General features: G+C 70.0%; 10 protein-coding genes. 8 read left to right on the forward strand and 2 right to left on the reverse strand.

Annotated features, from left to right (window positions below; all coding sequences use genetic code 11):
- Positions 1–124 precede the first annotated feature (124 nt).
- From ACN27J_RS32620 to dxs, 4 genes are read left to right on the forward strand one after another with little or no spacing between them, the layout of a single operon-like run.
- Positions 125–2251, forward strand: a complete 2127-nt coding sequence (locus ACN27J_RS32620; protein ID WP_421371996.1) for an APC family permease — start codon at positions 125–127, stop codon at positions 2249–2251.
- Between the two features lie 22 nt (positions 2252–2273).
- Positions 2274–3581: a class I SAM-dependent RNA methyltransferase gene (locus ACN27J_RS32625; RefSeq protein WP_421371997.1), complete on the forward strand. Its 1308-nt coding sequence runs from the start codon at positions 2274–2276 to the stop codon at positions 3579–3581.
- A complete protein-coding gene (locus ACN27J_RS32630; protein WP_421371998.1) occupies positions 3578–3739 on the forward strand; it encodes a hypothetical protein in 162 nt (53 codons plus the stop codon). The genes ACN27J_RS32625 and ACN27J_RS32630 overlap by 4 nt, the downstream gene beginning before the upstream one ends.
- Before the next feature lie 47 nt (positions 3740–3786).
- Positions 3787–5778 carry a 1-deoxy-D-xylulose-5-phosphate synthase gene (gene dxs, locus ACN27J_RS32635; protein ID WP_421372000.1) on the forward strand — a complete coding sequence of 664 codons (1992 nt, stop codon included), beginning with the start codon at positions 3787–3789 and terminating at the stop codon, positions 5776–5778.
- Positions 5779–6078: 300 nt separating this feature from the next.
- On the opposite strand, the gene ACN27J_RS32640 is transcribed toward dxs, so the two are convergent.
- Positions 6079–8619 carry a non-reducing end alpha-L-arabinofuranosidase family hydrolase gene (locus ACN27J_RS32640; RefSeq protein WP_421372001.1) on the reverse strand — a complete coding sequence of 847 codons (2541 nt, stop codon included), beginning with the start codon at positions 8617–8619 and terminating at the stop codon, positions 6079–6081.
- Positions 8620–9385: 766 nt separating this feature from the next.
- On the reverse strand, positions 9386–11488 hold the full coding sequence (locus ACN27J_RS32645; protein WP_421372002.1) for a cellulase family glycosylhydrolase: 2103 nt from the start codon (positions 11486–11488) through the stop codon (positions 9386–9388).
- Between the two features lie 507 nt (positions 11489–11995).
- On the opposite strand from ACN27J_RS32645, the gene ACN27J_RS32650 reads away from it, so the two are divergent.
- The 4 genes from ACN27J_RS32650 to ACN27J_RS32665 all read left to right on the forward strand — a co-directional run bounded on the left by ACN27J_RS32650 (position 11996) and on the right by ACN27J_RS32665 (position 16541).
- A complete protein-coding gene (locus ACN27J_RS32650) occupies positions 11996–13051 on the forward strand; it encodes a LacI family DNA-binding transcriptional regulator (RefSeq protein WP_421372004.1) in 1056 nt (351 codons plus the stop codon).
- Between the two features lie 74 nt (positions 13052–13125).
- On the forward strand, positions 13126–14529 hold the full coding sequence (locus tag ACN27J_RS32655; protein WP_421372005.1) for a hypothetical protein: 1404 nt from the start codon (positions 13126–13128) through the stop codon (positions 14527–14529).
- Positions 14530–14610: 81 nt separating this feature from the next.
- Positions 14611–15297, forward strand: a complete 687-nt coding sequence (locus ACN27J_RS32660; RefSeq protein WP_282230021.1) for a response regulator transcription factor — start codon at positions 14611–14613, stop codon at positions 15295–15297.
- Positions 15298–15365: 68 nt separating this feature from the next.
- Complete coding sequence (locus ACN27J_RS32665; RefSeq protein ID WP_421372667.1) at positions 15366–16541, forward strand: sensor histidine kinase; 1176 nt, start codon at positions 15366–15368, stop codon at positions 16539–16541.
- Positions 16542–16701 lie beyond the last annotated feature (160 nt).

Here is a 16701-nt window from a genome sequence, read left to right on the forward strand (position 1 = left end):
CGTTCACCTGCCAGCCTGCCACGCGGCGGCCGGATGACGCGCCGACCGTACCGTGCCGGCGGGCGGGCCGCGTGATCAGCCACCCGGATTCGTCGGGAGCCGGACGGCCGTACCCTTAGCGCTTGTGGCCAGTCCGACCTCCCTGATCAAACGGCTGCTGCTGGGCCGGCCGTTCCGGTCCGACCGGCTCCAGCACACCCTGCTGCCCAAGCGGGTGGCGCTGCCGGTCTTCTCGTCCGACGCGCTCTCCTCGGTGGCGTACGCGCCGGACGAGATCCTGCTGACCCTGTCCATCGCCGGGGCGGCCGCGTTCGTCTACTCGCCGTGGGTCACCCTGGCGGTGGCGGTGGTGATGGTCACCGTGGTCGCCAGCTACCGGCAGAACGTGCACGCCTACCCGTCGGGCGGCGGCGACTACGAGGTGGCCAGCGTCAACCTCGGCCCTCGGTTCGGCGTCGGGGTGGCCAGCGCCCTGCTGATCGACTACGTCCTCACCGTCGCCGTCTCGGTCGCCTCCGGGGTGGCCAATCTCGGCTCGGTGCTGCCGTTCGTGGCCGAGCACAAGGTGCCGGTGGCGGTGGCCGCGATCGTGCTGCTCACCGCCCTCAACCTGCGCGGGGTGCGCGAGTCCGGGCGGATGTTCGCCGTCCCGACGTACGGCTTCGTCATCGTGATCACCGCGGTGATCGCCACCGGCCTGATCCGGATCTTCATCCTCGGGCACGACCTGCGCGCGCCCAGCGCGGACCTGGTCATCGCCGCCGAGTGGGTCGACCTGACCGGCTTCGCGATGGCGTTCCTGCTGCTGAGGGCCTTCTCGTCGGGCTGCGCGGCGTTGACCGGGGTGGAGGCGATCTCCAACGGGGTGCCGGCATTTCGCCCACCGAAGAGCCGCAACGCCGCCACCACCCTGGTGCTGCTCGGCGCGCTGTCGGTGACCATGATCGCCGGAATCATCTGGTTGGCCCAGCTCACCGGGCTGCAGTTCGTGGAGAACCCGGCGCTGCAGATCGAGTCCGGCCCGGACGGCTACGTGCAGAAGACGGTGGTGGCCCAGCTGGCCGAGACCGTCTTCGGCTCCGGTGCGCTGCTCTTCGTCGCCGCCGGGGTGACCGCGCTGATCCTGTTCCTCGCCGCGAACACCGCGTTCAGCGGCTTCCCGGTGCTCGGCTCGATCCTCGCCCAGGACCGGTACCTGCCCCGCCAACTGCACACCCGGGGCGACCGGCTGGCGTTCAGCAACGGCATCCTGTTCCTCGCCGGCTTCGCGATCGTGCTGACCGTGGTGCTGCAGGCCGAGGTGACCCGGCTGATCCAGCTCTACATCGTCGGGGTGTTCGTCTCGTTCACCCTGTCCCAGGCCGGCATGCTTCGGCACTGGAACCGGCGGCTGCGTACCGAGCGGGACCCGGCGGTCCGCCGTCGGATGCACCGGGCGCGGGCGATCAACGGATTCGGCATGACGCTGACCGGCGCCGTCCTGGTCGTCGTGCTGGTCACCAAGTTCGCCCTCGGCGCGTGGATCGCGATCGCCGCGATGACCGGCGTGTACGCGCTGATGCTGGGCATCCGTCGGCACTACGACACGGTGGCCCGGGAACTCACCCCTGCCGAGGGCCGGCCGGTGCTGCCCGCCCGCAACCACGCCGTGGTGCTGGTCAGCAAGGTCCACCTGCCGACGCTGCGGGCGGTCGCGTACGCCCAGGCCACCCGCCCGGACTCGCTGGCCGCGCTCACCGTACGGGTGGACGACGCGGACACCCGCGCGGTGCAGGCCGAGTGGGACCGCCGTGAGCTGCCGGTGCCGCTGACCGTGGTCGACTCGCCGTACCGGGAGATCACCCGGCCGATCATCGACTACGTCAAGTCGGTGCGCCGCGACGCGCCGCGCGACGTGGTCACCGTGTTCATCCCCGAGTACGTGGTCGGCCACTGGTGGGAGAACCTGCTGCACAACCAGAGCGCGCTGCGGCTCAAGGGCCGGCTGCTGTTCGAACCGGGGGTGATGGTGACCAGCGTCCCATGGCAGCTGGCGTCGAGCGTCGGCCGGGACCTGAGCCGGTACGACGAGTCGCTCAGTCGCGGCCCGGCGCGCGGTCCGCGCCCGATGCCCACTGATCCGGTCGACCCGGTCGACCCGGACGATCTGGCTGTCGCGTCCGATCCGGCCGGGCCGGCGGCGCCGGCGGATCCCGCCGGGTCGGGCGGCCAACGGCCGGCGTCGGAAGGGCAGGTACGCGGTGACCGGTGACGCCGTGAGTTCAGCAGGGGCCGTGAGTTCAGGACGGGCCGACCTGGCGGAAGGCGATCGGACGACGGTACAGGTGGGCGCTGTGGCGCACGGCGGGCACTGCGTCGCCCGGGTCGACGGCCAGGTGGTCTTCGTCCGGCACGCCCTGCCGGGCGAACTGGTCACCGTCGAGATCACCGAGACGCACCGGGGCTACCTGCGCGGTGACGCGGTGACCGTGCACGAACCGGCCCCGGACCGGGTCGAGCCGCCCTGCCGGTACGCCGGCCCCGGCCGCTGCGGCGGCTGCGATCTGCAGCACGTCACCGTGGCCGGTCAGCTGGCCTGGAAGGAGGCGGTGGTCCGGGAGCAGTTGCGGCGGCTCGGTGGGCTGACCGAGGCCGAGGTCGACGGGTTGGCGCCGCAGGTCCGGCCGCTGCCGGGCGGACCGCTCGGCTGGCGGACCCGGGTGCGCTACACCGTCGACGCCGCGGACCGGGCCGGCCTGCTCAAGCACCGGTCACACGAGGTGGTGCCGGTGGACCGCTGCCTGATCGCCCACCCGACCGTGCAGGCGGCACCCGTGGTGCCGGCCAGCGGACGTCGGTGGCCGGGGGTTGACGCGGTCGAGGTGGTCGCCTCGGCCGCCGGCGAGGTCGTCGTCACCCCGGTCGGCGGGTCGGCACCCCGGTCGGCGGGGACGTCCGGCGCTGGGGCCGGTGCGCAGTCGGACCTGCCCGACGCGGTGTCCGACGCGCTGCCCGGTCCGGTGACGCAGATCACCGAATCCGCCGCCGGCCGCCGCTGGCGGCTGCCGGCCGGGGCGTTCTGGCAGGTGCACCCGGCGGCCGCCGACACCCTGGTCACCTCGGTGCTGGACCTGCTGCGTCCCCGTCCCGGCGAGTCGGCGTGGGACCTGTACGGCGGTGCCGGTCTGTTCGCCGCCGCGGTGGCCGGCCGGACCGGGCCGCACGGGCGGGTGACGATGGTCGAGTCGTCGCCCGCCGGGGTGGCCGCGGCCCGACTCAACCTGGCCGACCTGCCCCGGATCGAGGTGGTCGCGGCCCGGGTGGAGACGGCGCTGACCCGCCGCCGGATCACCGGACCGGTCGACCTGGTGGTGCTCGATCCGCCCCGGGCCGGTGCAGGCGCCCGGGTGGTCGCCGGGATCGCAGCGGCCACCCGGCGGGCCATCGCCTACGTTGCCTGTGACCCGGCCGCGCTCGCCCGGGACGTGCGCACCTTCCGCGACCTCGGCTGGTCGCTGACGGCGTTGCGCGGCTACGACTGCTTCCCGATGACCCGGCACGTCGAGTGCGTCGCCCTGCTCACCCCGGCCGTCGGTCGATGACCCCGGTCGGACGGATCCGCCGGCCGGCCGCACATCGGCCCGCCGGCCGGCCGCACGTCGACTGGTCGGCGGCGCTGCGCAGCGGCGCGATCCCGATAGACTCTGCGGTCATGGGCGGACGCCGTACGCGGGCCGGAGCGTACGCCGCCGCCGGGTAGCCGCCCAGCGCCGCACATCGGCGCGCGCCGGGCAGTTGGGAGCGAAATTGAGCCAGGTAGAGGCAGGATCCGACGGCCGCCTGCTGGCCACCGTCCGCACACCTCAGGACGTCAAGCGGCTCTCCGCCGACGAGTTGGCGGTGCTGTCCGCCGAGATCCGTGACTTCCTGGTCGCCAAGGTGTCCCGCACCGGCGGGCACCTGGGGCCCAACCTTGGTGTGGTGGAGCTGACCATCGCCATGCACCGGGTCTTCGACTCACCCCGGGACCGGTTCCTGTTCGACACCGGTCACCAGGCGTACGTACACAAGATCCTGACCGGCCGGCAGGCCGCCTTCGACCAGCTCCGCCAGCGTGATGGCCTGTCCGGCTATCCGAGCCAGGCCGAGAGCGAGCACGACCTGATCGAGAACTCGCACGCCTCCACCGCACTGTCCTACGCGGATGGTCTGGCCAAGGCGTACGCGTTGCGCGGCGAGGCGCGCAGCGTGGTCGCCGTCGTCGGTGACGGGGCGCTGACCGGCGGCATGTGCTGGGAGGCGCTGAACAACATCGCCGGTGCGCGCAACCCGCTGGTCATCGTGGTCAACGACAACGGCCGGTCGTACGCTCCGACGATCGGCGGTCTGGCCGACCACCTGGCGGCGCTGCGGCTGAACCCGGGCTACGAGAAGGTCCTCGACCTGGTCAAGGACACTCTCGGCGCCACCCCGATGGTCGGCCGACCGATGTATGAGGTGCTGCACGCGGTCAAGAAGGGCATCAAGGACGCGGTCGCGCCGCAGACCATGTTCGAGGACCTCGGCATCAAGTACGTCGGCCCGATCGACGGCCACGACCTGGCCGCCGTCGAGTCGGCGTTGCAGCGGGCCAAGGGCTTCGGCGCTCCGGTGATCGTGCACGTGGTGACCCGCAAGGGGTACGGCTACCGGCCGGCCGAGGAGGACGAGGCCGACTGCCTGCACGGTCCGAGCAGCGCTTTCGATGTGGAGACCGGCAAGCTGCTGGCCGCGCCGGCAGTGAAGTGGACCCACGTCTTCGCCGACGAGCTGGTGGCGGTCGCCGACGAGCGGCCCGACGTCGTCGGGATCACCGCGGCGATGGCCGAACCGACCGGTATCGCATCGCTGGCCCGCAAGCACCCGCACCGGGTGTACGACGTCGGCATCGCCGAGCAGCACGCCACCACCTCGGCCGCCGGCCTGGCGATGGGCGGGCTGCACCCGGTGGTCGCGGTCTACGCGACGTTCCTCAACCGGGCGTTCGACCAGGTGCTGCTGGACGTGGCGATGCACAAGCTGCCGGTGACCTTCGTGCTGGACCGGGCCGGGGTGACCGGCCCGGACGGGCCCAGCCACTACGGCATCTGGGACATGTCGGTCTTCGGGGTGGTGCCGGGGCTGCGGATCGCCGCCCCCCGGGACGCGGCGACCCTGCGTGAGGAGCTACGCGAGGCGGTGGCGGTCGACGACGGCCCGACCCTGGTGCGCTTCCCGACCGGTTCGGTCGCCGCCGACCTGCCGGCGGTGCGTCGGGTCGGCGGGGTGGACGTGCTGGTCGAGTCCGACCGGCGTGACGTGCTGCTGGTCGCCGTCGGCGCGTTCGGACACCTCGGCGTCGACGTGGCGACCCGGGTCGCCGAGCAGGGCTACGGGGTGACCGTGGTCGACCCGCGCTGGGTCCGTCCGGTCGCCGCTGAGCTGGTCGAGCTCGCCGCGGCCCACCGGTTGGTGGTCACCGTCGAGGACGGGGTGCGCACCGGCGGTGTCGGGGACGCCGTTGCCAAGGCGCTGCGCGATGCCGATGTGCCGGTGCCGCTGCGTGATCTCGGCGTACCGGCCGACTGGCATCCGCACGGCAGCCGGGCGCAGATCCTTGCCGATCTGCGGCTGACCGCGCAGGACGTGGCGCGCGACGTGACCGGCTGGATCTCCGGGCTGGATGATCCGGACAACGACCCGCCGGCCGGCGCGGGCTTCGTCGGTGACGTTTCCGGTGACCGGGCCACCACCCGACGTGGTGCCGGCCGGCGCAGCTGAGCGTCGTCAGTCGCTCGCGCACCGGTTCCCGCGAGCTCAGTCTGACGAAGCCTGACGGCGTGGGAACCCGCATGACCCTCACCCGGCCGGTATGACGGTCATGCGGGTTCGCTCGACAGCCGCGCCTGGGGATCCCAGCGAACGGCTGTCGTTCGGGGTTGATCCACTACGCCTCATCGACTCGACACGCCGACACTGAGTCAGCTGGGCCGCATTCGATCACGCCTCACCGTGCGGCATGACGGGCGGGCCCGGCGTGGATGCCGGGCCCGCCTTGTCATGGTGTGGTGTGGGCTTCGGTCAGCGTTGCAGGGTGAGGACGCCGGGGCGGTAGGGCAGGAGTCCGTAGTCGCCGCCGGAGTTGGGGGAGCGGCCTTGGTAGAGCATTTGGAGGTTGCAGGGGTCGATGGTCATGGTCTGGTCGGCGTTGGTGCGGATGAGTTCGCCGTGGCTGATGTCGTTGGTCCAGGTGGCGCCGCTGTTGGCACGGCCTGCGAAGGGGTTGTTTTCGCTGGTGGCGTTGGGGGTCCAGGTGCCGCCGAGGTTGGTGGCGGTGAAGGAGCGGAAGTAGCGGCCCTGGGAGCCGATGGCTTCGACGATCATGAGGTAGCGCTGTTGGCCTTGGAGTTTGTAGACCTGGACGCCTTCGAAGAGGTTGTTGGTGGTGTCGGTCATGATGGTGGTGTAGTTGGAGCCGAAGCTGCCGGGGAAGTTGCCGATGGGCATGCTGGCGCGGTAGATGCGGCCGTTGTCGCCGGCGAAGAAGAGGTACATGTTCTGGTCGTCGCCGATGAGTGCTTGGTCGATGGGTCCGGTGCCGGAGTTGCTGATGCTGCCGGTGAAGAGGGTCTGGTGGGCGGACCAGCTGTTGACGTTGGTGGGGTTGGTGGAGGTGCGGTAGGAGAAGGCGGGGCCGCCCCACTGGTAGGCGAGGACCCAGATGTTGCGGGGGGCGAAGTAGAACAGGCTGGGTGCGACGGCGGAGAAGGGCATGGCGTTCTGGCTGGCGGAGCCCATCTGGTTCCAGTTGGAGAAGAGGCCGAAGTTCATGGAGCCCCACGAGGTGCCGTAGTCGTGGTTGGTGGCGTAGACGAGGTGTTGGCCGTTGTAGGGGGCGTGGGTGAAGTCTTTCAGTGACACCCAGCCGGAGCGGGGTTGGGCGAGTGCGCCGGTGGAGGTCCAGCGGTAGCTCGACGGCAGGTTGCAGGTCGGCGGTGCGGTGGTCGGTGGCGGGGTCGTCGGCGGTGCGGTCGTGGGTGGCGCGGTAGTCGGGTTGGAGTTCGGATTGCCGCCGACCCGGATCAACTGCCACTGCTGGTTGGCGCCGCCCCAGTCGTCGTACTGCACGACGGCGCCGCCGTCGGCGGTCGACGCGCCCTGGACTTCGAGGGCCTTGTTGCTGTGCCGGCTGATCAGCCGGATGTAGCCGCCATCGGAGTTGGCCACCCGCCACTGCTGGTTGGTGCCGTTGAGGTCGCTCCACTGCACGATGGCCGCGCCGTTGGCGGTGGACCAGTTGTAGACGTCGAGCACCTTGCCCGAATGCCGGGCACGTAGCCGGTAGTAGCCGCCGCCGGAGTCGACGAACTGCCACTGCTGGTTGTTCCCACCCGACCTGGCGTACTGCTGGATGCAAGCGTTGTCAGCGGTGGACACCCCACAGACGTCCAGCGCCTTGCCGCTGTTGCGGTTCACCACCTCGTAGTACGCACTCGGGTCGATCGGTCCGCTCGGTGGTGGCGTGGTCGGTGGTGGCGTGGTCGGCGGGGCGGTGGGCGAGACCGACGGCGACGGGCTGACCGGGGTGCCGCCGGCGTTGAGTGCGGCGAGGGTGGCGTCGTACGCCTGCTTCTTGTTGCCGTTGTTGTCGAACAGTAGTGGGGTGCCGTAGCTGCGCCAGGAGTCGCTGTCGCGGATGCCCCAGACGGTGATGCCGGTGCAGCGGGCGATGGCGAGGCAGTCGTTGACGACGCCGCGGAAGGCGTTGGCCTGGCTGCTGCCGGAGCCTTCGATGTCGAGTTCGGTGATCTGTACGTCGACGCCGAGGGCGGCGAAGCTGGACAGGGTGGTGCGGTAGTTCGAGGGGTAGGGGGACTGGGAGTTGAAGTGTGACTGCAGGCCGACGCAGTCGATGGGTACGCCGCGTTGTTTGAAGTCGCGGACGAGGTTGTAGGCGGCCTGGGTCTTGGCCCAGGACCAGTTGTCGATGTTGTAGTCGTTGTAGCAGAGTTTGGCGTCGGGGTCGGCGGCGCGGGCGGCGCGGAAGGCGGCTTCGATCCAGTCGTTGCCGGTGCGTTGGAGGTTGGAGTTGCGGCGGGCGCCGGAGTTGCCGTCTTCGAAGGCTTCGTTGACGACGTCCCAGGTGTGGATTTTGCCTCGGTAGTAGGAGGCGACGCGGGTGACGTGGTTGAGCATGGCCTGGCGGAGGGCGTTGCCTTCCATCTGTTGCATCCAGCCGGGTTGCTGGGAGTGCCAGGCGAGGGTGTGGCCGCGGACGGCCATGCCGCGGGAGATGGCGTGGTTGACGATCCGGTCGCCGTTGGTGAAGTTGAACTGGTTCTGTTGTGGTTCGGTGGCGTCGAGTTTCATCTCGTTTTCGGCGGTGACGCTGTTGAACTCCCGGTTGAGGATGTTCACGTAGGTCGAGTCGCCGAGTTTGTTGGCGGCGACGGCGGTGCCGAAGTAGCGGCCGGACTGAGCGGCGGCCGCCCCCAGGGTGCTTTCGGCCGCGCTGGCGAGATTCGGCATCAACGACACGGTCAGGACCACGACAAGCGCGGCGATGGTGGACGCCCAGAGCGTTCGGAACCGACGCCGGGCAGGACGGGTCTGGGAGATCATGCTGATCCTCCGACAGCGAAGTAGGACAATGTGTCACTCTTCAGGTGAGAGCTGGCCAGCGGCGATGCGTGTCCGTGGCCGGCGGGGGACGGTTGGTGACGCTAAAGCGGACGGCCAACCACACAGGTGGCGCGGAGAGTGCCGACTGCCGACGGCGTCGGGCACCTGAGCAAGTTGGGGGAGCCGGTGTGGGTGTTCGGGTGCCTCGGTGCTGAAGCACCATGCCGGTGAATCGGTCATATCTGCACTGTTTCGAACATGTCCTCCAAAGCTGGCTGAGTGTTAGCGTTAACACGCCAATCGATGTATCTAGATTTTCAGAAACTTCCGGAGTTGGCAAGCGGTAGATTCCGGCCATGACTGCTCGTGGTTGTTGGCCGCGTTGCCCGGACTGTCGGCCCATGGTGCGCTCCCTGGGCCTCCTCGATCGGATCGGTGGCCTGGCTGTGCTGCCCTCCTGAGCTGGACCTTCCTCTCCAGCCACAGTCGATACAAGTGGCTGTTGAGGGTGTCGGCGGAGGCAGCCGAGGTGCCGCGCGGCTCTGCCTTCTCATGGGCACGCTGCCGGCGGCATTCGTCGCGCGACCCCGTCGCACTTCGAGAGAACGGCTCGAGTTACCGGAAACGTTGCGGACAGTGTGCCCGCAATGACCGGTCAGCCGTGGGCGCCGGGCCATTGACGCCGGCAACGGGCAGACAACGGCAGGCGACATGCATCGACGGGGCCGCGACGATCCGTCGCGGCCCCGTCGAACTACGGATCAGGTCAGCCGGCCTGCCCGGTAACCGAGCTGCCGTCCTTGGTGAGGTGGTAGGTGACCTGGGTGCCACTCCAGAAGTGGAAGGTGAGGGTGACCGGGCCGTCGGTCACCTCGGCGAAGAACTCGGGCTTCAGGATGATCGTGTTCGCGTCGTAGTCGGGTTGGAAGTGGGTCCAGAACTCCTTGTACGGGGTCCAGTTGGCCGGCCCGGCGGGACTGCCGTCGGCATACTCGGCCTCCATCGTGGCGAGTTGGTCACCGTGGAACTCGGTGGGAATCGCGAACGAGTTGGTCGTGCCGGTGGCCGCTGCCTGGGTCGGTGGGTCGTAGCTGATGATGCTGATCTGCCACGGCACGCCGGCGGAGAACCGAGCCTCGATGGTGGCGTTGACCCCCTGGGTGCGGTCGCCGACCAGCCGGTTCATCGCCGACCGGGTCAGGGTGAGAGTGTCCCCGGAGACCGTGTAGTCGGTGCCGTCGACCAGTCGGGTGTCGCCCTGCCACAGGCTGCGGAACGAGAGGCCGTTGCGGTTGAGGGTGAGCGTCCTGCTGGTGACGGCACCGGCGCGGTCCACGTAGATCTGGTCCGCGGAGGCCGTGGCGGACCGGGTCGTCAGGTTCGCCATCATCAGCTGGTAGATGCCCTGGTCCCGCCACCGTAGCTCGGGGCGGTGCAGGAAGGAACCCGCGTCCCACAACATGGTGGTGAGGTTCCTGATCCGAGCGTGGTATCCGACGGCCTCGAAGAACTTCAGCAGTTCGCCCCGCTCGATGATGCCGGGCCGGGTGTAGTCGTAGCTGAGCAGGGCCCACTCGCCGATGACCACCGGGATGTCGCGGGAGATGAAGGTGTCGTACGCCCGATCGAAGGTGTTGAGGAGGTCCTGCTCGACGTTGCTGTCGTACCGGGTGCCGCCGGCGATGTTGACGCTGAACGGCCACCAGCCGTAAAAGTGGATGGTCGCGGCCAGGTCGGGGTCGTCCAGTTCGTCGAACGTGCCGAGGAGCGCGTCCATCCGGGCCTGCTCGCCGCTGGTGTGCAAGGTGGGCAGCACCAGCAGCCGGGTGGCGTTGTTTCCGTCGGTCTGCCGTACGAGGCGGACGAACTCGACGTTGAGCTCGTGCAGTAGTTGGTCGCCCTCGGTGTCGCCGGACGTGCCGGCGAACTGCGGCTCGTTGATGCTCTCGAACACGAGCTTGCGCGAGTGGCCCCGGAAGGAGGTGGCAACCTGGGTCCAGAGGGCGCGGTACCGGTCCATGACTCCGGCGCGGTCAGTCGGGTAGGTGTTGATCCACTGCCAGGAGTCGTGATGCAGGTTGATCATCACGTAGAAGCCCTCCGCCAGTGACCAGTCCACCACCTCGTGGATGCGGTTCAGCCAGGCGGGGTCGATGGTGTAGTCAGGCGCGGATCCGTGGTGGTTGCTCCAGGTGATCGGGATCCGGATGCTGTTGTACCCCTGGGTGCGTAGGTGGTGCAGCATCGCCCGGGTCGTTCGTGGATTTCCCCACGAGGTCTCGTCGGGGATGGCGTCGAACGTGTTGCCCAGGTTCCAACCGGGCTGCATCGCGGCCACCATCGCCATCGGGTCGCCCGGCTGCGGCGTCGGCGAGACCGACGGCGAGACCGACGGCGAGACCGACGGGGAGATGCTGGGGGTCGGTGTCGCGGTGGGGCCGACGTTCCCTGTGCAGGCGACGCCGTTGAGTGAGAATGCGGTGGGCGGGGTGTTGCTGGTCGACCAGGCTCCGTTGAAGCCGAACGAAACCGTCGCGTTGGTGGCGATGGTCGCGTTGTAGCTCATGTTGGTCGCGGTGACCTGGCTGCCCGACGAGGTGACCGTCGCGTTCCAGGCATGGGTCACCCGCTGGCCGGACGGGAACGTCCAGGCCAGATCCCAGCCGTTGATCGGGTCACCGAGGTTGGTGACGTTCACGTTGGCGGTGAAGCCACCTGGCCACTGGGCCGAGACGGCGTAGGCCACCCGGCATCCGGCCGCAGCCTGCGCGCTGGTGGTCACCACCACCCCGGCCAGCAGTAGTGCGGCCATTCCACCTGCGATGACGCTGGCCCGCCAGGGGATCTTCCGGACGCTGTGCGAACTCATCGGGAAACTCCATATCGCTGTCGATGTATCTCGCTGAGGAGGAGCCAGGGCGTAGGGCGGTGTCGACGGCCCAACCCATGGCGGGGTGCCTGTCGGACGGCGCGCAGGCGGCCGGCGGCGGCCTGTCGGACGGCGCGCAGGCGGATGGGGGCGGTGTACGGAGGTTGCCCTGCCTCCGCGACAAGCGTGAGCTCCCGCCGGAAACTATCGGTCATCAGAGCTCGAAAGTTTCCTTGGCGAACGTTACAGTTTCTACTGATCGGCGTCAACGGTCGTCGATGTCATTGGCTTCGGGTGGGGCTGCCATCCGCGAGCGGCCAGGGGCGGATCGTGGCGTCCTGCGGCTACGACGCGGGTCGATGCCCGATGGCGCCGAGGCTATCCTTACGCTGAGCGGAGACCCGGCCGCGCTGGCGGCGGCGTGGCTCGGGTGAGGCGGCTCGGGTGAGATGGCTCGGGTGACGCGGCTCGGGCGGTGACCGCCCGGTTGGTAGGAGAGGGGCCAGGTTGGCAGACGTCGAGTCGGGCGAACCGGTCACCGAACTGGGCCAACTGCTCGGCGACCCGTCGCGACCGGTGACGATCGCCGCGATCGCCGAGTCGGCCGGGGTGTCGATCCCGACCGTCTCCAAGGTCATCAATGGTCGGTCCGGCGTCGCGGCGGACACCCGGGCCCGGGTCGAGGCATTGATCAGCCAGTACGGATACCGCCGGCCGTCGCCGGTCACCCGGAGCAACACGATGGAACTCGTCTTCGACCAGATCGAGGACATGTGGGGGCTGCAGATCATCCGCGGCGTCGAACGGGCGGCCCGGCAACAGCGCGTCGGTGTCGTCCTGACCGAGTTCGGCCCGGAGCGCAACGCGATCCGATACTGGATCGACGGCACTCTCGCCCGCCGCCCGGACTGCCTGGTCAGCGTGGCCCAACTGGACGAGGAGCAGCGCAGCCAGCTACGGGCCCGGGGGATTCCGTTCGTGGTGTTCGACCCCACCACCGCGCTGCCCGACGACGTACCGTTCGTCGGAGCGACGAACTGGGCGGGCGGCCGCTCCGCCACCCGCCACCTCATCGAACAGGGGCACCGCCGGATCGCGATGATCGCCGGCCCGGAACGGGTTCTGTGCTGTCGTGCCCGGCTGGACGGCTATCGCTCCGCCATCGACGCCGCCGGTCTGCCCGCGCAGCCGGACCTGATCGTCCATGCCGGGCTGAACCGGGAGGACGGCGAGACCGCCGCGCGGGAGCTGCTGGGGCGTCCCGACCGCCCCACGGCCGTCTTCGCCTGCAACGACCTCCAGGCACTCGGTGTGTACCAGGCCGCGCGAAAGGCCGGGCTGCGCATTCCGTCGGATCTCAGCGTGGTGGGCTTCGACGATCTGCCGTTGGCTGAGCTGGTGGATCCTCCGCTGACCACCATCCACCAACCACTGGTCGAGATGGCCACCACCGCCACCGAGTTGGCTCTCGCGCTGGCCCGTGGCGAAAAGACCAGGCAGATCGGGCTGGAGCTGGCGACGACCCTGACGGTGCGCCAGAGCACCGCACCGCCGGCACCCTGAACCTGTGCACGTAGGCTCGGCCCAGGTGCGCGCAGGGTGGCACCGGGTGGTTACCGAAGGCCGCGAGGGTACGGATGGACAAGGGCGAGAACAACCTTGGCGACGGACCACTGATCGATCTCGGCGAGGTCGGCCGTGCCGGCCGGTCCCAGCCAACGACGGCGGACCGCTGGGCGGTCGGGGCCACCGCCGTCACGGGGGCACCGGCGGCGCGCCGCTGGCGCTCCGCCGCAATCCTGACCATCGCCGTACTGGCCACGGTCGCCGGCGCCGGGCCGTTTCCCGCGCTGCCGGACCCGGCCTACCTCGAGGTCGGTTTCGAAGCCCAGCTGGTGCTCGACGGCGACCTGCTGTTCGTCTTCGACGGTGCGCTCGGCGGGGACCCGGCCGACAGCAGCACCGGCGGTCAGTCGATCGCCGCCTACGAGGTGCCCGGCGGCGACCTTCGCTGGCAGGTCCCGGTACCGGAGCACGGTGACGGGCTGCTTCGCCGCGAGGTGATCGGCATGCAGCCCGTCGGCGACCTGCTGCTGGTCGGCTCCGTCGACCTGGCCGGAGTGCTGCGCACCGTCGCCGTCGACACCGCCGACGGGTCGGTGCGCTGGCTGGCCGACGGCCAACTGGTGGGTGCCACCTCGGACGGCGCGGTGGCCCTGTGGAGCCTGCTGAGTGTGGTCGACCCGGAATCCCAGGAAGCGGTCCGGGCCGGGGCGACAGTGCAGGTCGTCGAGACCGGTTCCGGGCGTACCCGCTGGGCCGCGACGACATCGGCGCAGGGTGAGTTCGTCTACCGATTCGACGGCGACCGGCTCGCCGAGGTGATCGAACTCGAGTCCGGCGACCGGGTCCGGGTCCGCGACGCGCGGACTGGGCAGGTGCATACCGCCGGGAGGATCGAGACGGAGCAACCGGTGGAGCCGTGGCGCAGCTGGGCGGTGGCCGACGTGCTGGTGAGGGCGACCGACGACACCCTGTCGGCCTTCGACCTGGACGGATTGACTCTGCGATGGTCGGTGCCGGCAGCACCGCCCAGCGGCATCACCTCCTGCGCGTCGCTGCTGTGCGTCACTCATCCGGGTGGCGGGGTACGTGGGCTGGAACCGACCGACGGTGTGACCCGGTGGGTCAACGACGACTGGGACCTGGACTCCGCGTTCGGCCGCTACCTACTGATCGCTCCGGGCCGACAGGCCGGACTGCTGTCGACACTGCGGCTGGTGGTCGATCCGGCCACTGGCGAGCGGGTGACATCCGACCCGTACTGGGTGCCGTTCGCCGTCACCGGCGACGGCTGGCTCGGCCTGCGGCACGATCCCTTCCAGTCGGCGGTGTGGGTGGCCCGGATCACCCCGGGCGCACCGCGCCCACGGGTGGTGCTTCGGTTGGCCGACGCGAGGGACAGTTGCCAGGCGAGCGCCGAGGCGCTGGTGTGCCGACATGTCAGTGGCGGACTCGGCATCTGGCGGTTGCCCGACTAGTTTCGGCGTCACCCCTGCGGTTTCACGCAGGCTTAACACCGTGGCACGCAGGGTGGGAACCGACGTTGACAGGAGGCGGTCGTGCGGGTACTGGTGGTCGAGGACGAACGTAACCTCGCCGACGCGATCGTCCGTGGGCTGCGTCGGCAGGGCATGGCGGTCGACGTGGCGTACGACGGCTCCGCCGGACACGAGATGGCCTTCGTGACCCGCTACGACGTGGTGGTGCTCGACCGCGACCTGCCCGGCGTGCACGGTGACCAGATCTGCGCGGACCTGGTCAGCTCCGGCGCTCTCACCCGGGTGCTGATGCTGACCGCCAGCGGCACCGTCGCCGACCGCGTCGAAGGTCTGCAGTTGGGCGCCGACGACTACCTGCCGAAGCCGTTCGCGTTCACCGAGCTCGTCGCCCGGGTGCAGGCCCTCGGGCGGCGGGCCACCCCGGCGGCCCCGCCGGTGCTGACCATCGCCGACCTGACCGTCGACCCCGCCCGCCGGGTGGCCACCCGGGACGGCCAGCCGGTCGACCTCACCCGCAAGGAGTTCGGCGTGTTGGAGGAGCTGGTCAAGGCGCGTGGCGCGGTGGTGTCCAGCGAGGAGCTGCTGGAGCGGGTCTGGGACGCCAACACTGATCCGTTCACCACCACCGTACGGGTGACGGTGATGACGCTGCGCCGCAAGCTCGGGGAACCTCCGCTGATCGAGACCGTGGTCGGTGCCGGGTACCGGGTCGCCGGACCGGAGCTGCCCGACGAGGCGTACCAGTGAACCGGCTGCCCGGATCCGCCGCCCCGGCGGCGTCGACGGCGGGTTCGCCGGGTCGACGCTGGCCGACGCTGCGCACCCCCCGGCCGACCCTGCGGCTGCGGCTCACCCTGTTCAACGCCGTCCTGTTGGTCGGCTCGTTGGCCGTCTTCGTACTGCTCGCCTGGCTGCTGGTCACCGACGCGCTGCGCCCGGCGGACCAGCTCGTGCCCGGGACCACCGTGGTGCTCGCCGACGGTCGCGAGCTGGACGCGGCCGCCTGGCAGGACGGGATCGTCGAGCGGGCGTCCCGTGAGCTGCTGGCCAAGGCGCTGGTCGCGCTGCTGGCGATCAGCGTGGTCGGGGTGGTCGGTGCGTACGCCGTCGTCGGTCGGGCGCTGCGCCCACTGCAGCAGGTGACGTCGACCGCCCGGCGGCTCGGCGAACAGACCCTGGACCAGCGGATCGGCTACTCCGGCACCGGTGACGAGGTGGCCGAGCTCGCCGCGACCTTCGACGACATGCTGGACCGGCTCAGCGCGTCGTTCGAGGCCCAGAAGCGGTTCGTCGCCAACGCCTCCCACGAGCTGCGTACCCCACTGGCGGTGATGCGCACCGAGATCGACGTGACGATGGCCGACGACACCGCCGACGTGGCCGAGTACAAGCGGATGGCGACGGTGGTCCGGGACGCATCGGAGCGGGCCAACGGGCTGTTCGACGCGTTGCTGGTGCTGGCCAGCAGCGAGGCGCAGTCCGGCCGGCGGCTGGTCCGTAAGGTGCCCCGGGACCTGGCCGAGGGGGTCTGCGCGGCGTTGTCGGCCGTCCAGGCTGAGACCCGCCGGTTGAAGCTGGACGTGCGTACCGCCCTGGATCCGGCAGTGGTGGTGGGTGACCCGAGCCTGCTGGACCGGTTGGCCGGCAACCTGATCGAGAACGCGGTGCGCTACAACCACCTGCACGGCCGGCTGTGGGTGCGTACCGGCAGCCACGGCTCGCACGTCTACCTGCTGGTCGGCAACACCGGCTTCGAGGTGGACCAGGCCGACGTGCCGGGCCTGTTCGAGCCGTTCCGCCGGGGCGGCCGGGAACGGACCGGAGCGCGCGGATCCGGCCTGGGCCTGTCGATCGTGCGGGCAGTGGCCGACGCACACGGCGGCACGGTGTCCGCGGTGGCCCAGCCCGGGGGCGGGCTTGAAGTCACCTTGATGTTGCCGGCTGCTGACACGCCACTGCCGGTGGCTGCCTCGCCGGTACGTCGGAACTGACCTGCCACCGCGCCCTGACCCTGCGGCCCGCTTGCCGGGGCCCGGTGTCAGCAATGTTCACTTGACTCCATCGGTTTGACTTTGGGTTCGACAAATATGTTTTGCCGGAACCGGTTATGTGAATCATCTTCTCGAATCAACAGGTGTTGCGGTGCTGGCC

The organism is Solwaraspora sp. WMMB762, from assembly GCF_049179115.1.
Classification (GTDB): domain Bacteria; phylum Actinomycetota; class Actinomycetes; order Mycobacteriales; family Micromonosporaceae; genus Micromonospora_E.

Coding starts and splice junctions, on each gene's coding strand:
- ACN27J_RS32655 (WP_421372005.1), top strand. CDS start 13,126: ATGGACAAGGGCGAGAACAACCTTGGCGACGGACCACTGATCGATCTC.
- ACN27J_RS32630 (WP_421371998.1), top strand. CDS start 3,578: ATGACCCCGGTCGGACGGATCCGCCGGCCGGCCGCACATCGGCCCGCC.
- ACN27J_RS32640 (WP_421372001.1), bottom strand. CDS start 8,619: ATGATCTCCCAGACCCGTCCTGCCCGGCGTCGGTTCCGAACGCTCTGG.
- ACN27J_RS32645 (WP_421372002.1), bottom strand. CDS start 11,488: ATGAGTTCGCACAGCGTCCGGAAGATCCCCTGGCGGGCCAGCGTCATC.